This is a genomic window from Planctomycetia bacterium (assembly GCA_016795155.1).
Classification (GTDB): Bacteria; Planctomycetota; Planctomycetia; order Gemmatales; family HRBIN36; genus JAEUIE01.
In genome coordinates this window covers 33,977-51,583 of record JAEUIE010000062.1, presented here as the reverse complement: position 1 = coordinate 51,583, position 17,607 = coordinate 33,977, and the positions used below count along the sequence as shown (strand labels likewise).

Below are 17,607 nucleotides of genomic sequence, written 5' to 3'. Positions count from 1 at the left end.
CATCAGTTGGCTACATCAATTTCGACGCTTACGGGTTCGCTATGAACGACGCGATGACATCCACGAAGCGTTCATGCTACTCGGGTGCATCGTCATCTGCGGCTATTTCCTCTAATGTTCTTTTTGTTAGATGCTCTAAGTACATAAATGAGCCATACATATCATACCCCGATGTTCCTGTTCCCCATGTCACCGAGAGAGATCCTGCTGCCCTTAAATCTATAAAGCGATTTAGGCTACCAAATATGAACATTAATAGCGTTAGAATTTCAAAAGACGGAAATTTATTAGTGACGGGTGGAAAAGACGGATACGTAACAGTATGGGACTATCATGAAGCAATAATAGTTAAGAGATACAAGAACAAAACTGGATGCATTGGTCTAGCAATTTCAAATGATGGAAAATATGTCGCGTCATCGTGTGGCTTCAAAAATGAAGCAATCATACGAGTATGGGAACTCAAGAATGATAAGTTTCTGTTTGATATTTCAGGCAATGAGATGGAGGATCAAATTGAAGCAATAGAATTCACTTCAGATGGAAGACAATTGATCGCAGGAGGTAGAAAGTGGGAAGGGATTCAGTCAAACAACATTAGAGTTTGGGACATTGATTCAAGAAGGTGTATACGTAAATATAGCTTTGATGGCTTCCTAGTCAAAGCAATGAGGGCGACTTCAGATGGGAAAAAAATCATTGCTGGAGATGCATTTTCTAGTCCTATTCGTGTCTGGGATGTCATGTCGCAAAGAGAGTGCATGCGATTGTGTGGTCACGATCTAAAAAATGGTTCCGAGAGATGTATGATAACTCCCGATGACAAAATGCTGTTGTCTGTAAGCCTTGATGGTACAGCAAGATTATACAGCTTGGATAATGGTCATCAGCTTAGCGCAATTAGGTTTTCTTCTGGCTTGACATCATGTGCTATTACAAGAGATGCTTCATTCGGTGTAATAGGAAGTGGCAGCAAGAAATTTGCTACTGATATAGAGAGAAAAGCCAGTGCCGACAAATGTGTTCGCGTGGTTGATTTGAAAACTCGTAGCGTAATTGGTATAAAGAAGTTCGAAGCTATACCATGGGACTTAGCACTTGCTCCGGACGAAAAAAGTTTTGTTGTTGTTGGTGACGGATATATTGAGCAAGTTGCCATGCCTACAAAATGATGAGCGATATCCATCGATTGTTTATCTTGAACTGGAGTGACCCATGAAAGCCACCATCTGCTGCCCCCAATGCCTGAAAATTCTGTCTGTGCCTGATCAGATACCTGCTGGCACAAAAGTGAAGTGTGCTTTTTGCAAGAACCATTTTGTTATCTCATCAAAGCCTCCTCCACCTAGCAGCAGACTCGGTCGATATTGGGAGAATCTCAAGAGCACTGTCATCCGCAGAGCAGTTACTAAAGTTCAGGATGATAAGCCTACTTCGTAGCTAAATGCATTGCTTACGAGGTTTTACAGTGACACTGATTCTCAGTAACTGTCATCGACTATGCCCACTCTCCTCTGTAATATTGTCTTTTAAAATCTACTACGAGCCCAAAGATTCCATTGTTACGGAGCACCGAAACGCTGACACCCAGTACATTGCCCCATCCCGTAGAATGCTACAAATACAACCCCCACCCACCCCGTAGAATACCTTCACCACAAATTAACTAGGAGTCAGCCATGACTCTCGATATGATCGATACACCGTTGCCTACGCAAAAGACGCTCGATCCGAGCTTTCAGCCTTACCGTTCGCTTTCGGATGATGAACTCACCGCGCGCTGCCAGGCGGCCAAGAAAACGTTGGGCGGGAAATGTCTGATTCTGGGGCATCACTATCAGCAGGATGAAGTGATTGCCTTTGCTGACCTGCGAGGCGACAGCTACAAGCTGGCCACGCTGGCGGCTCAGAGTGGCGATTGCCAGTACATCGTGTTCTGCGGCGTGCATTTCATGGCCGAGACAGCAGACATCCTGGCACGCGAGGAAGTGCGGGTCGTTCTGCCTGACCTGGCTGCCGGTTGCAGCATGGCGGACATGGCAGATATTGACATGGTGGAGGATTGCTGGGATCAACTAGGCGATGCAGTAGATACCAATGACATCATGCCAGTGACCTACATCAACTCTGCAGCCAACCTGAAAGCGTTTTGTGGATCGCGAGGCGGCATCGTCTGCACGAGCAGCAATGCCCGGGCTGCGCTCGAATGGTCATTTGCCCAGCGGAGCAAGGTGCTGTTCTTCCCCGATCAGCATCTGGGCCGCAACACTGCCAAAAAGATGGGCATACCGCTCGATGAAATGATCGTCTGGGATCCATCGAAAAGACATGGAGGCAACAGCATTGATGCCTTGCGAAAAGCCAAAGTCCTTCTGTGGAAAGGGCACTGCAGCGTGCATCAAATGTTCAAGCCGCAGCATGTGGATTTCTTCCGCAAGCAGCATCCCGGGATCAAAGTGCTGGTGCACCCTGAATGTATGATGGAAGTGATAGACCAGGCTGACTTGGTAGGCTCTACGGAATACATCCTGAAGACGGTGGCTGGTTCGCCGCCGGGCAGCAAATGGGCCATTGGAACGGAACTGCACCTGGTCAATCGCCTGAAGCAGGAGCATCCGGAGCAGGAGATTCATTTCCTGTCGACGATGGTGTGCATGTGTGCCACCATGTACCGGATTGATCTGCCTCACCTGTGCTGGGTGCTGGAGAACCTGGTGAATGGGAAAGTGGTAAATGAGATTGTGGTGCCCAAGGATGTGGCACGAGATGCGAAACTGGCGCTGGACAGGATGCTGCAGGTGAAGTGACAAAACCCACGGACAGTAGTCCGTGGGCTTATCCAAACTTAAAGTACTTTCTACTGTCCGCCGGATTTAATGACCCATTTCTCGACACCGTCGAAGACGTAGACCGGGTGGAAGCGTTCGTATTGATCCAGGCTGCGGTGCACTGCAATGTGCTTATCGAGTTGGTAGAGCGGAGCGATCACTGCATTGTCGTTCATGTGCTTGTGTATGGAATACATCTGTCGTCGGGCGTTTTCCAACTCGCGGTTATTGAGACTGTTGCTGAGGTAGCGCATCAACGTGGGATCCTGCGGTGCAGGTGATACCTGGTAACCCATGTAGTTGGCTCCTGCGCCATTGGCAGCGGTGACATCGACCAGCGGTCGCAGGTTCAGACTTTCGTTGCCATAATCCCACGTGGTGTAAAGCAGATCAAACTCGGGCACTGGTTTATACATGTCTACAAACAGGGTGTTCGCGGGAGTGGGAACAACGGTACAGTTGATGCCAATCTTCTTGAGGTCAGCAGCAATCATGTTGCAGGCCTGGATGCCATGCATATCTTCTGCGAGCACTGCAAGTTTCAAATCGGGGATGCGGCCTGCGGCACGTGCCTTAGCTGCTGCCTGCACGGATCCGTAAGCAGATTGGCCGAAGCTGGCCGTATCGTACGCCCAACTGTTCAGCGGGAACGGGCCATTGAGTGACGCATGGTTGGTCCTGGTTTTTCCCCGGAAGATTTTTTCGATGATGTCGTCACGATTGATGGCCATGGAAATGGCTTCACGGGCTTCCTTCTTCTGGAAGTGAGGCTTGCGGTAATTGAAACCCAGATAATAGATGCGTGGGTTGGTCAACTTGGGAGTAGCAGAGCCATCAGCAGCTCGGGTTTCGGTGGGGGTAAACACGACAGCCTGCGGGTTGCCTGTGATTTCATCCATTTCCTTGGAAGTAGCATCGAGCAGCATCTGCCAGCGGCCATCGAGCAGGGCTTTGTGTGCTACCCCCCAGTCGCTGTACTTGATGAAGCGGATTTCCTTGATTGCAGGGCCCTGTGGAGCAGAAGCTCTCTGATAGTGGGGATTTACCTTGAAAATCACTTCATCGCCTTCAGCACTGGCGAACATGTATGGTCCGGTGCCGAGCGGATTCTTGGCAAAAGCCGTCGCAGCGGCTGAACTTGATTGATCGCGAGGCAGCCTGCTTGAAGGCAGAATCGGGAAATTGAGAAATGCCAACGGGTCGAGGACCGGCGCTTTGAATGTGATGGTGAAGCGGGTTTCATCAATCTGATTGACAACAAAAAGGCCATCGTTATCGAGGGAAGGATTGAACGCCGGGGTGCCTGGCTGGCTGATGAACTCGTAACTGCGGAGAATATCATCGGACTTCACCGGGCTGCCATCCGACCATTTCAGCCCGGTTGGAAGAACAAATTCCCAGCCTTTGGCAATGCGGCGAGGCGATTCGGTAAGTGAGGTAAAGTAGCCATCGCTTCCTGAAGGCGCATGGCGAGCGCCAACCAGTGGTTCGTAGAGCAGTCGGCAGGCCATCTTGTCCGCATCGGTGATGGCGGTGAGTGGTGACATGACCGCAGGCAGTGTTCGGACGCCGACCCGCAGTACGGAAAATTCACCGAGCAGTTTCACTCGGAATTCGCGCAAGCCAGGCAGTGTTGGCCAGGCCTGTTCTGCTGCTTCCAGCGAAGCCAATGCACCACTGCGGTTCTTTTCCTCAACCGCAGCTCTGGACTTTTCGAAATTTTTGCGTGCTTCTTCCTCCAAACGTTCGATAATGCGGCGGGTCGACATGGAAGTCCACGGATTTCGGTAACGATCACGCAGTTTTTCGAGAGTCAAACGCGCCTGTAGCGTGTTGTTTTCCCCAAAGTGATCATCACACATCTTGATGTAAAACTGCTCAATGACATCAAGCAATACGCGATCGCCTGGTGCAGACTGAAACATTTTCTGAGAAAGTGCTTCAGCGGTGACGTAATCACGCTCAGCGGTCAGGGCACGGAGTTCATCAATGCGGATGGCAAAGAGCTTGTTCTTGAGCTCAGTATCCATACCAGACCAGGTAGCGCTGTCGCGAGTGCCTTGTGACCGTAGCGACTGGTGATATCGAAATGCTTCCGTCAGGACCATTTCCGCAGTACGCAATTGAAGAAAACGGGACAGAGGCGTTGGGGTTCCCGGAGTGTCCAATCGCTTTTCGAGGAACTGTCTGGTCTTTTCCAGAACCCGCTGTTCGTAATGAGTGACTTCGCGGATCTGGCTGGCTTCGAGGGTCAGTCTTTGACCTTCAATCGGTGTGAAATCGAGTTGCTTGCCTTCCTTGGGATCATATTTTCTGGGAATTGGCGCCGTACGATACACTTTGCCAGCGGTGGTGACCACTTCATCAGTAGTCTGGCTCATATCTTCGAGGTATTTTTTGACCTCGGGAATCGTGGCAGCCTTGGCTTCTTCAGCCAGGTTGAAAGGCCCCCAACCCAGTGATTGTGGGGAAGCGGGTGGCTGAGCCAGTACCAGGCAACTACCAGCTATCAGCAGCCAGCCAATCAACAAGCATCGTTTCAGTAGGCGGGACATGTTTACGTTCTCAATCGGGCTTGATTTGGATAAAGGCTTATCAGAGCAGGTTATTATGGACGAGAAGCCGTCGCGGGTTCAGGCTTGATCAGAATGCGAATGGTGCCATCCGAAAGTGGAGCAAAGGCTCGGTTCTTGCCAAGTGCGGTTGCACCCGAAGCTGGTGCCAGACCTTCAGGCAGCCTCTCGGTCTGCGTGACCTTGCCGCTGGCTGCATCAATCCAAAGGTAGCTCGCCAGCATTCCGGTGCCAGCATCGCGCTTGAGAACAGCAACCAGGAGTTCATTACCCATCGGACTGGCTTCACCAATGATGGAGGATATCTCTCTGCTGGTAAACACTTTCCCTTCTTCGTCATCCGGGGAATTGACCCACCAGAGTCGCTTGCCATCGACCACGCAGCCGAACCCCTGAGTTCCCACCGGGAAAGGGCCTTTGGTGATATTGCCCTTCACGGCCCACTGCCTGGAGGTTCCCAGCGTAGCCAGTGACAAGCAGTGCATGTTGCCTGATTGATCTCCCACTGCAACGCGGTTTTCAGGCAGCAGAATGACAGGGGTAACAATACGATCAGGCAGTTCCAGATCGTTAGGTACTTTCTTCCAGGTGCCTTGAGCATCTCGCTGCCAGCGTAAAACCTTGTTCAATCCGTTGGTAGCAATCAACTGGTTCATCGAAGGAGCCAGCAGATGACCGCTTGCATTGGTGAAGGCATGGGGATCACGCCAGGAGAAGAGTGAATTGGTGACCGTGTTGCCTGAGGTAAAATTGAACAGATAGATATTGCCATCTTTGCATGGTACCAGGGTGTTGCCATCATCAAGGGCAATGGGTGTTCCAGCAGGAGCAATGTTATGGGGAAATTCTCGAGTTTCCGTTTTGTCCTGGCCTGTCGGGTCAATCTTGCGAAGGATGATGCGGGCCCTGGCTGGATCGTACGAAACACTGACCAGTGATTTACCATTCATGGTCTTAACCAGGCGATGTGATGCAGCGACCAGTGGCAGCGCCGGCCAGGTGCCACACACCTGCCATTGGGCATCGGCATTGATGTCATTGATCTTCACCGAAAAGATAGCGCCACCACGATCCAGCATGGCAACCGCGCCAGCCAGTGCTACAGGAGCCTGGGAGGCTTCGGTGCCAAGTTGAGTCTGCCAGACAATTTTGCCCGTGGTGCGGTCAATGCCGCTGGCCATCATCTGAGCCTGGCCTTTAGGCTGTGTGACCATGACGACCAGTCGTGCATCGGGTGAAACTTCTGCACGATGGAGCGGACTTCCCAATGGCAAGGAGCCAAGTGGCGAAGGATTCATGACACCCCGGAACGGATCATAGACATTACGCACCAGGTGGTCATGTGTAAAAACCCACCAGTCGTTCAGGGCAACATGGGCCACCTGAACGCGAGGCCGGGGCTGATCTTTCTTCAGTTCGGTGTTGGCCTGCAGTTTCAGCGGCATGGGTTTGGGGGTGAGCGGATAGAATGGCGTGCTCCCCTTGCTCTGCGAAGTGCCGATAGTACTGGATTTACCAATGCCAAACAGCCAGAGAAGTCCCTGATCTGAAACGATACCCAGCGTTTCGTTGCCGTCAACGTAAGGAGTGGTGGAGGCATGTCCGGGCAGATCGTAACTGCCAATCTGATCAAACTGGGGCGTTGCACTTTTGCTGGAAATATCGTAGCCGCGTATGCGCGTGGTACCGGTGCCTGAGCCGGTTGCAATGCAGGCAACCATTAAATCGTCGATTATCAAAGGAGAGCCTTTCATCTGTCCTGACCAATGTTCAGTGTAGATGACGCCAATACATTTACGATTCGCCAGATCGAGAACGAAAATTCGGCCACGATCGACGGGGACGAAGAGCCTGTCACGGACCCTGTCGTGAGCAGGTTGCGAGCTGATGTCGTAACCGGATAGGGTAAAGAAGCCTGTCATCTTCCCGGTTCCCGCTTCCACCAGAGCCACGGTTTCCTTCATGGGAACTACCAGACGGTTATTGCTGATCAGCACCGGCCCGACGGAACAGGCACCAGCCAGACGTCGAGTCCAGCTTCGTTCACCCGTCATCAGATTCATCTGACTTAAGTAGGTCTGGCCTGCATCTTCGGTGGTCACCACGAAAGCAATGTCAGGCACTTCACCACCGAGTGAAATGCGGGGGGGAAGTTCACGCACATCCTGCCCGACGCGCAAGGCCCAGCGATCTTTTCCGGTTTTGGCTGAGAGACCATAGAGAGTTCCACGAGCCATTGCCAGAACGACGTTTTGATCATCCTGAGTGCCTTCGGGAGTTTTCACGGGCGGACAGATGCGTATGCTGGGGCCAAACGAGGGCTTATTTGGTGAAGGTGCACTGTTGCTATTGCTGTATTTGACCCAGCCTGGTTCCACGGTTTTGAGGTTACCCGCCTTGGCGGTCAGGTCGTTGTCTTTGCTCAGGAGTGGATGTTTTTTGACCAGTTCGAGATATTCATTCTGCAAGGCATCAATCTGACCAAGGTTTTCCTTTGCCAGCACATCATCCATCCGTACCACCCAATTGGCTTTCGCCAGGCTGGCATCAATGAAGGTTCTCGCTTCCTTATACTTGCTCTCGGATTCTTCTGCCCAGATTTTCACCTGATCCTGATCGGAAACGCTGTTTCCGACTTCCTTAGCCAGATCGAGAACAGGCTGCAGGGCATCGTGCATGCTCGAGTCAGGATTTTCCATCAGGAAATCTGAGGCTGCTTTCACGAGAGCATAGGCTGATTCGGTCATATCCTTGCGGAGAGGCCTGAAGTTCGCATCGCCTCGATATGTCTTGTAGAAGTTCTGAATATTGTTGACGGCTTTGGTGATTGTTTCTTTGCTGTTCAACTTGCTTCCGGCCAGATCCTGCTGCAGTTGAGCCCAGCCTAGTGAAAAATCAACTTCCTTAATTTCAGCAGCGTCTTTGATCTTATCCCGATACTGGGAGCCGGCATCAACTGCTTCTTCCCAGCGTTTTTTATCCATATTTTCGTTCAATCGCTTTTTGAGTTCAGCAACTGCCCGGTTGATGTTCTGCTGATACAGCCAGAAGCCAAAGGCACTGGCGCCGATGAGGAGAATGACAAGGAAAATCAGGATGACCAGGAACTTGTTTTTCTTTCTGCCGTATCCGTAATCGCCTGGAGTATAGCTGCTTTCCTCTTCATCGCCTTCTTCACCCTCTTGAGAGGGATAAATTTCTGCCTGTTGATATTGGGGATTTCCACCTTCAGGTTCAGAGCCAGGAATGGGAGGTGGAGCTGATAGCCAATCGCCTTCCTGGGCTTCCTGGGCAGGTGGGTTGTTTTGCCAATCGAAAGTGCGCGGAGTTTCCGGCCTTCCACCTTCCATCATCACACTGCCATCCGCTTGTACACGGAAGGTCTGGCGGCATGATTGATTGGCACAGCGGAGCTTTTTGCCAAAGAACTGGGGTTCGATACTGGCTGGAGTACCACAGGCGGGACAGTTTACGATAATAGCCACACGCAAACCTCATCAGAACAGGCTTGAACGCATCCGGAACGGAAAACACAGTTTAGTAAGCGAGGGAAGCTTACTCAATATACAGATTTGCATTTGAACCATGGTTCATGCAATACATGCCATTATATGTTCTGATTAGACCGATTGTCACAGCAAACCTCAGCGGTTTACCTCTTTTTCCCTACTTGGCATTCTTCACTGGAACTTAAGCTTTCCCGGCTCACGCACTCCTGTTCCCTTGATTGATTCTTGCGAATCGCCCAGATCCTTCCTCGCTGCATCAACATATCGCATTAATTTAACTACCACATCGGGATATAGAGCAAGGAGATTGTTCTTTTCTTCAGGATCATTTTCGATGTTAAAGAGGGATTTCTCCAACTGCTTGACCTCATAGGCATCAGGTTTACCATCCTTGCCCGGCTTACCTTTCAGCGTCTGATACCGATGGGGCAGATGCAGTTTCCATGGCCCGCTGCGCACAGCCTGCAATTCCCTATCCCAAAAGTAATTGAGGGCTTCGTGAGGAGACTTTGCTCCGAATGAGGTCAGTAAAGGCATAATATCTTTGCCATCAATCGGATGAGTTGGCAGGGAAGCGCCAGTCAGCTTGGCCAAAGTTGGCAATATATCGATCGTCATGGCTGGTTCGTTACTGACTAGGCCTGCGGGAATCTTGTCGGGCCAACGTGCCAGGAATGGGACACGAACGCCTCCTTCGAAACTGGTGCCCTTCCCTTCACGCAACTTCCCTGCGCTGCCTGCATGATTTCCATACGACAGCCAGGGGCCGTTATCAGAAGCAAAGATGACCAGTGTTTTCTCATCAAGACCCAGCTTGGAAAGAGTCGCAAGAATCTGCCCTGTCGACCAGTCAATTTCTTCAATGACGTCGCCATATAACCCGCCCGCAGATTTGCCTGCCCGTTCAGGAGAAACATGCAAAGGCACATGAGGCATCGGATGTGCCAGGTAAATAAAGAATCGTTTGTCCTTTTGTTGCTGAATGAAGTCGACGGCACGCTGGGTGAACCTGCTCGTTAACATGCGTTGATCGGGATTCGTTTCAATAACCGTGGTGCCATCGTATAAGGGAAGATCAGGATAATATTTCCCTGCTGTCGGATGGTTCGGCCACATGTCGTTGGAATAGGGAATGCCGAAGTAGATATCGAATCCATGTCTGGTGGGTAGAAATTCAAGTAAATGTCCCAGGTGCCATTTTCCGAAATGTGCCGTCTGGTATCCGACGGATTTCAGCATTTCAGGCAAGGTCAGTTCCTGATTGTTAATGCCATGCGTACTACGGTGATTCAGTGCGCCGAGAATCCCGATGCGGTTGGGATAACACCCGGTAAGCAATGCTGCCCGCGATGCTGAGCAAACTGCTTGTGCGGTATAAAACTGTGTGAGCCTGGCTCCCTCTTTTGCGAGGCTATCCAGATGTGGCGTACGATGTTTCGTACTGCCAAAACAGCCCAGGTCTGCATAACCCATATCGTCAGCATAAATCAGAATAATATTGGGATGCTTTTCCGTATCAGCAGGCTGTCCCCAGCCAACCTCTTGCAGCGACAACATCACCAGCAAGACATAAGGCAAGGATCGTTGCATGTTCTTTTCCGCCAATCAGTATAACTGTTCCATACTGTAACAACAGTTCTGCCCTGAGCAACCAAAAGCCTGCGAGATATGCATGAGCACCAGCCTGAATCTTCAGCGAATTCGCCAGCAGTTCCCGGCGCTGAATCGAAAGCATGATCAGAATTATGTGATCTACACTGATGGCCCGGCAGGCAGCCAGGTTCCGCTATCTGTGGCACAGGCGATGCATCACTATCTGATGCATCGCAATGCCAATCATGGTGGCTACTTTGCAACGAGTATCGAGAGCGATGCCCTGCTGCTGGAAGTCCGGCGCAAGCTGGCTGCATTCCTGAATGTCAGCGATCCAGATTGCATCGTGTTTGGCAACAACATGACTTCGCTTACTTTTGCGCTAAGTCGGGCAATTGCACAAACCTGGAACGAAGGCGATGAGATCATTCTGAGTCATTGTGACCATGATGCAAACGTAACACCCTGGGCATTGGCAGCAAGGGATCGAGGTGTCACAGTTCGATGGATCGACATTGATCCAACGACGTGTGCTCTGAACCTTGACACATTGCAGAAATCACTCAGCAGCCGAACGAGATTGGTTGCCGTTGGCATGGCATCCAACGCGGTAGGCACCGTGCATCCAGTAACGAAGATTGCAGAACTGGCACATGCAGCTGGTGCATTGGTATTTCTCGATGCAGTCCATTATGCACCGCACTTGTTGATTGATGCACCAGCCACTGGTGCTGATTTCATTGCCTGCTCAGCATACAAGTTCTTTGGCCCGCATGTGGGCATCGTCTGGGGTCATCGGCATCTTCTTGAAGAAATCCAACCCTACAAAGTCAGACCAGCCAGCAATACTGTTCCCGATCGCTGGATGACTGGCACGCAAAATCACGAAGGCATTGCCGGTGTGGGAGCAGCCATTGATTACCTGGCTTCGCTTGCCAGTTCGGGCAGTTCATTACGGGATATGCTTGTTTCCGCTTACAATGTCATAGCAAGCCACGAACACCGGCTCGGTTCACATTTCCTGCAAGGTGTAGCCATGATGGATGGCTACCGAGTGGTGGGGCATGGCACGATGCAGGATCGTGTCAGTACTTTTGGAATACTGCATGAACGTCTGACAGCCCAGCAACTCAGCACTGAACTGGCAGCACGGGGAATCTACAGTTGGGCGGGAAATTTCTATGCACAGCCCCTGACAGAACGATTGGGCTTGGAACCCGATGGCATGCTGAGAATCGGATTTCTCCATTACAACACCATTGAAGAAGTCGATCGGGTGCTGATGGCTTTACAGGAAATCGGCAGCGACGAAAGGTCATGAATTATTGTCGAATCGCACCGATTTTCTTTTCGGTGCGTTGTGCAGTAGGCTGCAGTTCCGAAGGTGCGGATTGTACCAGAGCCTGCAACCGCTGCCAGGATGCGGGATCTTTATGCCCGGTAGGCCAAATCGCTTCAAGACTGACCAGGGCAGCCTGCCTGAGTGTGATTTGTTTCTGATCCGATTCCGCGACTGACAGTAATGGTGAAATGCCTGCAGAAGCTGCAGGCCCCATCTTGCGAATCGCCAGTATGCTTTGTTCCTGGACCAGGCTCTCTTTATCTGATAACCCGTTGACAATGCCGGGGATAGCATCCTGTGCAAGGATGCCCAGGTTGCCTAGCGAGGAAATTGCCTCAGCACGTACTGATGCATCCGAATCAGAGTTTGCCTTGATGAGCGCTGGAATCGACGCTTCAGCAACCGGCCCCAGTTGTCCCAGGGTCCAAGCAGCGTTTTTGCGCAGGTTGACATCGCTGTGCGACAGAAAAGCTCTGATCTGTGCTTCTACTGATGCTGCCTGCTGTCCCTGTTTGCCTAACGCCAGGACGACGGCACGTTGAACTGCAACTTCCTTTTCCTTTTCCATTGATTGCTTTAAGCCAGCAGTAACTTCTGTTGGAGCCAGACCACCTAATTCTCCCAAAGTGTTGGCAACACTGGCTCGCACTGTTGCATCGGTATCCTGCAGCAGAACCTTGTTCAAGCTGTTGATGTAGGGCAAGGTATGCTTATTCAGTTTCCCGAGTGCATAGGCTGCTGCCCTTCGCACTCGCACATCCTGATGTTGCAGGTCACCAGCCCACGATGACGCATTGCGCTTCAGATATATGCCTTCGTCGCTGACCTGCGAGAAGAGCAGAACTGATGAACCCATGAGAAAAAGAAGACCGTACAAGCGCGCTCTCTTTCCTTCGGTAAAGCTGCCCGTTACACTACCACTAGAAAACACCAGCTATTCTCTAGTATTTCATCGGATGATGAAGTATACAAGAGACTTCGTGTGACTTCTTCACTCTCCCGGTCGGAACAGGACTGACCATGAATCCCACGGTACAACGCGGCCGGTTGCTGTTCATGATAGCGGTGGCACTTCTGATTCTGGAGCGGCTGGCCATCGCTGGTCTGGCACTCTCCAATTTCAACACCCAGCAACTCAACTGGACTTCTGTTGTTTTGCCTTTAACGCATATTGCAGTTGCGGTATTTCTGATCTTCACTTCCGACATGCTGATCTACTGGCTGGTGATCATGTGGGGGATCATTACGACGAGCAGTTTTGCCTACATGCTGGTGGACCGATATCGCAAGCTGGAAGCCAGTGAGCAGTCGTTATTTTTCAGCAAGTATCTGCCTGCCTGGTGGCCTCTGGTTGCACTGATAGCGTTCCACCTGGTAATCACACTCTGTTTTCTGATGCCTTCCATACGAGCGTATCTGGCATATCAACGCAGCAAGTCGGATTTTGTGGAGCTTCCAACCCCACAAACTCCGGCTGAATAACGCTCTGGTACTTTACCGTCTCCTATCATATCCAGATGCATTACGATCCGCTGAATCCGCTCATCATCCAGGGTGACCGTACGATCCTGGTAGAAGTCAATAATCCCAAGTATGCCGCTGCGCGCGATGCCTTGGCTCCGTTTGCTGAGCTCGAAAAAAGCCCGGAACATATTCATACCTACCGTTTGACCAACCTGTCGCTCTGGAACGCTGCTGCAGCAGGCATGACCGCAACCCAGATGGTGGAAGTCCTGCAGAAGTTCACCAAGTTCCCGATACCGCATAACGTCGCTCCCGATATTGAAGAAGTGGTGCAGCGATACGGGCGGGTTCGCCTGGAACGGCATGGCGAACATTTGAAACTGGTCTGCCCCGATAAACCACTGCTCACCGAACTGTTGCGACAAAAGAAAGTTGCAGTCTATCTGGGAGATCGCCTCACGCCGGACAGCTTCACCGTTGATACCGGCTTCCGGGGTGTTTTGAAACAGGCACTCATCGCAGTAGGTTATCCTGCCGAAGATCTCGCAGGTTACACTGAAGGCGCTGACCTGGCTCTGCAGCTACGAACTATCACCAGAGGCGGTTTGTCGTTCGGTGTGCGTGACTATCAGCAGGAAGCCTGCGATGTGTTCTATGCAGGCGGCGATGTGCGAGGCGGCTCTGGTGTGATTGTGCTGCCTTGCGGCGCTGGGAAAACCATTGTCGGATTATCGACGATGGCTTTGATGCAGAAATCGACCCTGGTGCTCACCACGGGTACCACTGCAGTCAAGCAATGGCATCGGGAGATTCTTGACAAGACTTCTCTCTCCGAAGCGGACGTCGGTGAATACACCGGCGAGACGAAAACCATTGCCCCGGTCACGCTGGCCACCTACCAGATTCTCACCTATCGCGACAGCAAGACTGATGAGTTTCCCCATTTCAAGATTTTTGATCAGCGAGACTGGGGGTTGATCATCTATGATGAAGTGCATCTGTTGCCCGCCCCGGTCTTTCGCATTACCGCCCAGATACAGGCCCGCCGCCGACTTGGGCTCACTGCAACCCTGATTCGGGAAGATGGCAGAGAATCTGATGTCTTCACCCTGATCGGGCCCAAAAAGTACGATGTGCCCTGGCGGGAACTGGAAGGCCAGGGTTGGATCGCAGAAGCACAATGCACTGAAGTTCGGCTGGGGCTGCCCCAGGAACTGCGGATGGAATACGCCGTTGCGGAACTGCGCAATAAGTACAGGGTAGCCAGCGAGAATCCAGCCAAGCTCGATGTGGTGGAAGCACTCTTGAAACGCTATCCGACAGCCAAGGTTCTCATCATTGGCCAGTATCTCAAACAGCTTCGCGAACTGCGTGATCGTTTCAACATGCCTTTGATCACCGGTGCTACGCCACAGGAGGAACGGGAACAGTTGTATAAACAATTTCGCACCGGCGAAGTGAAGCAACTGATCCTTTCCAAAGTAGGCAACTTTGCCATCGATCTGCCCGATGCCAATGTGTTGATTCAGATCAGCGGTGCGTTTGGCTCCCGCCAGGAAGAGGCCCAGCGGCTCGGACGCATCTTGCGCCCGAAAGCTGGTGGCGAATCAGCCCATTTCTACACCGTCGTCACTCGTGATACCCGCGAGATCGACTTTGCCCACCATCGGCAACTGTTTCTGACCGAACAGGGATACAGTTACACGATTGTCGATGCTGCGGATCTGGTTCCAACAGCATCGGAGTAGCCTCACTTCATCACTTCCTTTTTCCAAAGCCAGCGCCTTGTTGTGGCCTGCTCTGGGACATGATGGCAGAGTTTGCATTCCCTGACGTCTGCAACTGTGCCAACTGGGTACGCAGCATCGTAATGCGTTGCCTGATCATCTGAATGGCTTGGACTGTTGAGATGCCACTATTTGCAGGCGGGGTAACCTGGCCAGATTGCAATTGAAGCAGCAACTGCTCCAACCGATTGATCTGGTTGATGATCTGCTGTGGATTCATCATGCCCTGGTTGTTTGCCGACCCTGTTGCTGAAGCCGTGCTCCCTGTTGTGCTGCCGCTGGTGGAGGCATTCGTTGGACAGGTTTTCTGCTGTCCTTGGCCCTGGGCCAGAATCGGTATCGGGCCTGTAAGCAGGCTCATCATCAGCGCGCACCGCAGCCATCGTCTCATGACAGACTCCTTGAAACAGGAAAAGTGTTTGCATCAGCGAGTCTGAAAGCAGATCACCTGCATGCCGAGGAGAGATCAAGAGGCGGATGCCAAGCGAAACACTTCAGGTATTTCGCATCAAAGCAATCAGTGTGCCAATGGCATTACGCTGCACGAAAAGAAACCAAGTTCGTATTGATCGACACCGTGGCAGAGTTGCATTGATGTTGGAGAACGAAAGTTCTTGAGCCAGTGAAATGTATTGTTTGATCGAGAATGATACAGATGTAGCATCATGACACTATACCATCGAGTCCCACCAATTCACTTTCAGGCAGTTGCCAATCCATGGCGCCGATGAAGCCTGCGACCTGTCCGGGCTTGCGAGCGCCGACGATGGCACCGGTGACTGCGGGGTTAGCCAGCACCCAGGCGATGGCTACTTCGCCAGCATTTTTGCCATGTCGCTGGCCTATCTCTTTGCAGAGTTCAGCAAGCTGCAAGTTTTTGGATAATTGTGGCTCTTGGTAAAACTTGCTGTTTCGCCGAAAATCATCTTCCGGGAATTGGGCAATGCGTTCTCTCGTCATGGTCCCCGTAAGCAAGCCTGAACCCATTGGCGAGTAGGCAATCACTCCTATGTTTTGCTTAAGACAATAAGGCAGTACCTCCGCACCAACTTCCGGGCGAATCAGTGAATAGGGTGGCTGGAGCGAAGTGATCGGCGCTATCCGCTCAGCTCGTTTTAACTGACTCACATTGAAATTGGAAACACCTATCCAGCGAACCTTGCCTTCCTCTTTCAGTTTGACCATGGTTTCCCAGCCTTCTTCGACATCTTCATCAGGCTCAGGCCAGTGCATCTGATAGAGATCGATCCTCTCGATGTTGAGCCGCTTCAAGCTGGCTTCGCATTCGCGACGCACGGAATCCCGTTTCAGGCTTTTGCCAACTTGCCGCTTGTCATCCCAGATGCGTCCACACTTGGTGAAGATATAGGGTTTCTGTGCCATTCCTTTGAGCGCCTTCGTGACAATTTCTTCGGAATACCCCAAGCCATACACCGGTGCAGTATCGATCCAGTTGATACCCGCATCGACCGCTTCGTGTATGCAAGCGATGGAGTCAGCATCGTCTTGAGGCCCCCATCCGAAGGCCCAGTTGCCTCCGCCAATAGCCCAGGCACCCAAGCCGATTTTCGTGATGTGCAGATCGGAGTTACCCAGTTGCCGGGTTTTCATGATGTCATCCAGAATGGAATTTCGATGATAATGCTATTGTCCGCATCCAGCCCATTGTGTCTATGGCGGGACAAGTGTATGGTATAGCTTGCTGAGTATCCATTTCCTCCGGGAGGTATCCGCCCATGCAAAAAGCACTGCTTTCGTTAGCAGCGGTGGTGTTTCTGGTTCTGATCGGGTTTATGGGTTATCTGATCTTCAAAGGCGATGGCGAAAAGCCTGTTGCCCAGAAGAACGATGTCCCACCCAAGGTTGTTAAGACTAATCCCGCGCCGGAAGATGCCCCGCCCATAGCTGACCCCAGCGTGCCCGTTGGCACCAGCATTGGCCAAATGGCTCCACAAATTTCAGGTGAAGATGTAGACGGCGTCGCATTCAAGCTGAGTGATTATCGAGGCAAGGTGGTTGTCCTCGATTTCTGGGGTTTCTGGTGACCACCCTGTGTAGCCATGATTCCTCACGAGCGGTCGCTTGTGAAGAGGCTCGAAGGCAAACCCTTTGCACTGATTGGCATCAATACTGACCAGAACCGCGACATGGTCAAAGAGCGGAGCAAGAAGGATCAGGTCACGTGGCGTTCGTTTTACGACAAGACTACCAGTGGCCCAATATGCCGGGAATGGAAAGTCCGCAGCTTCCCCACCATTTATGTTCTGGATCACACGGGAAAGATTCGCTTTACCAATGTACGCGGCCAGGCGATGGACAAGGCAGTAGACCAGTTGCTTGCCGAGATGGAAAAAACAACCCAGTAATTTGGCAGCTCGCTGTTTATATGAGTGCACTTTCATAGCTGATAGCTGACAGCTTACTGCTGCCAGCTATCAGCTTATTTGCTTCCATTACTTGACGCGGTTTGCCCTTGAGCGTAGCATCGACCCATCGGAATCATTGAAGGAT

At 51.6% G+C, this 17,607-nt stretch carries 14 protein-coding genes; 8 read left to right on the top strand and 6 right to left on the bottom strand.

From position 1 onward, the window contains the following. The 3 genes from JNJ77_21515 to nadA form a co-directional block, all read left to right on the top strand. A partial coding sequence (locus JNJ77_21515; protein ID MBL8825180.1) for an IS5/IS1182 family transposase occupies positions 1-115 on the top strand: 115 nt, incomplete at its 5' end. Positions 116-245: 130 nt separating this feature from the next. After that, entirely contained in the window at positions 246-1,172 is a 927-nt protein-coding gene (locus JNJ77_21510; protein MBL8825179.1) for a hypothetical protein, read from the top strand. A 519-nt stretch (positions 1,173-1,691) separates the two neighbouring features. After that, positions 1,692-2,807 carry a quinolinate synthase NadA gene (gene nadA, locus JNJ77_21505; GenBank protein MBL8825178.1) on the top strand — a complete coding sequence of 372 codons (1,116 nt, stop codon included), beginning with the start codon at positions 1,692-1,694 and terminating at the stop codon, positions 2,805-2,807. 50 nt (positions 2,808-2,857) lie between these two features. Here the strand turns inward: nadA and JNJ77_21500 are convergent, their stop codons facing one another. From JNJ77_21500 to JNJ77_21490, 3 genes are all read right to left on the bottom strand, one after another. Further along, complete coding sequence (locus JNJ77_21500; protein ID MBL8825177.1) at positions 2,858-5,383, bottom strand: ABC transporter substrate-binding protein; 2,526 nt, start codon at positions 5,381-5,383, stop codon at positions 2,858-2,860. Between the two features lie 53 nt (positions 5,384-5,436). Then, a complete protein-coding gene (locus JNJ77_21495; GenBank protein ID MBL8825176.1) occupies positions 5,437-8,886 on the bottom strand; it encodes a PQQ-binding-like beta-propeller repeat protein in 3,450 nt (1,149 codons plus the stop codon). Positions 8,887-9,081: 195 nt separating this feature from the next. After that, a complete protein-coding gene (locus JNJ77_21490; GenBank protein ID MBL8825175.1) occupies positions 9,082-10,467 on the bottom strand; it encodes a sulfatase in 1,386 nt (461 codons plus the stop codon). Positions 10,468-10,582: 115 nt separating this feature from the next. Here JNJ77_21490 and JNJ77_21485 point away from each other — a divergent pair, with 115 nt between their 5' ends. Next, positions 10,583-11,824, top strand: coding sequence for a cysteine desulfurase-like protein (locus JNJ77_21485; GenBank protein MBL8825174.1), 1,242 nt, complete (start codon positions 10,583-10,585; stop codon positions 11,822-11,824). Between the two features lies 1 nt (position 11,825). Here the strand turns inward: JNJ77_21485 and JNJ77_21480 are convergent, their stop codons facing one another. Beyond that, the gene (locus JNJ77_21480; GenBank protein MBL8825173.1) at positions 11,826-12,722 is read right to left on the bottom strand and encodes a HEAT repeat domain-containing protein; all 897 of its coding nucleotides are present in this window, start codon (positions 12,720-12,722) and stop codon (positions 11,826-11,828) included. 143 nt (positions 12,723-12,865) lie between these two features. Between JNJ77_21480 and JNJ77_21475 the strand changes: the two genes are divergently transcribed. Continuing rightward, positions 12,866-13,327, top strand: a complete 462-nt coding sequence (locus tag JNJ77_21475; protein ID MBL8825172.1) for a hypothetical protein — start codon at positions 12,866-12,868, stop codon at positions 13,325-13,327. Positions 13,328-13,362: 35 nt separating this feature from the next. Continuing rightward, entirely contained in the window at positions 13,363-15,057 is a 1,695-nt protein-coding gene (locus tag JNJ77_21470) for a helicase-associated domain-containing protein (GenBank protein MBL8825171.1), read from the top strand. A gap of 10 nt (positions 15,058-15,067) precedes the next feature. Here the strand turns inward: JNJ77_21470 and JNJ77_21465 are convergent, their stop codons facing one another. Both JNJ77_21465 and JNJ77_21460 read right to left on the bottom strand, forming a co-directional pair. Then, positions 15,068-15,487, bottom strand: a complete 420-nt coding sequence (locus JNJ77_21465) for a hypothetical protein (GenBank protein MBL8825170.1) — start codon at positions 15,485-15,487, stop codon at positions 15,068-15,070. A gap of 272 nt (positions 15,488-15,759) precedes the next feature. Further along, positions 15,760-16,707: an aldo/keto reductase gene (locus tag JNJ77_21460; GenBank protein ID MBL8825169.1), complete on the bottom strand. Its 948-nt coding sequence runs from the start codon at positions 16,705-16,707 to the stop codon at positions 15,760-15,762. A 125-nt stretch (positions 16,708-16,832) separates the two neighbouring features. Between JNJ77_21460 and JNJ77_21455 the strand changes: the two genes are divergently transcribed. Beyond that, positions 16,833-17,141, top strand: a complete 309-nt coding sequence (locus tag JNJ77_21455) for a redoxin domain-containing protein (GenBank protein MBL8825168.1) — start codon at positions 16,833-16,835, stop codon at positions 17,139-17,141. A 39-nt stretch (positions 17,142-17,180) separates the two neighbouring features. Beyond that, on the top strand, positions 17,181-17,462 hold the full coding sequence (locus JNJ77_21450) for a hypothetical protein (GenBank protein ID MBL8825167.1): 282 nt from the start codon (positions 17,181-17,183) through the stop codon (positions 17,460-17,462). Positions 17,463-17,607 lie beyond the last annotated feature (145 nt).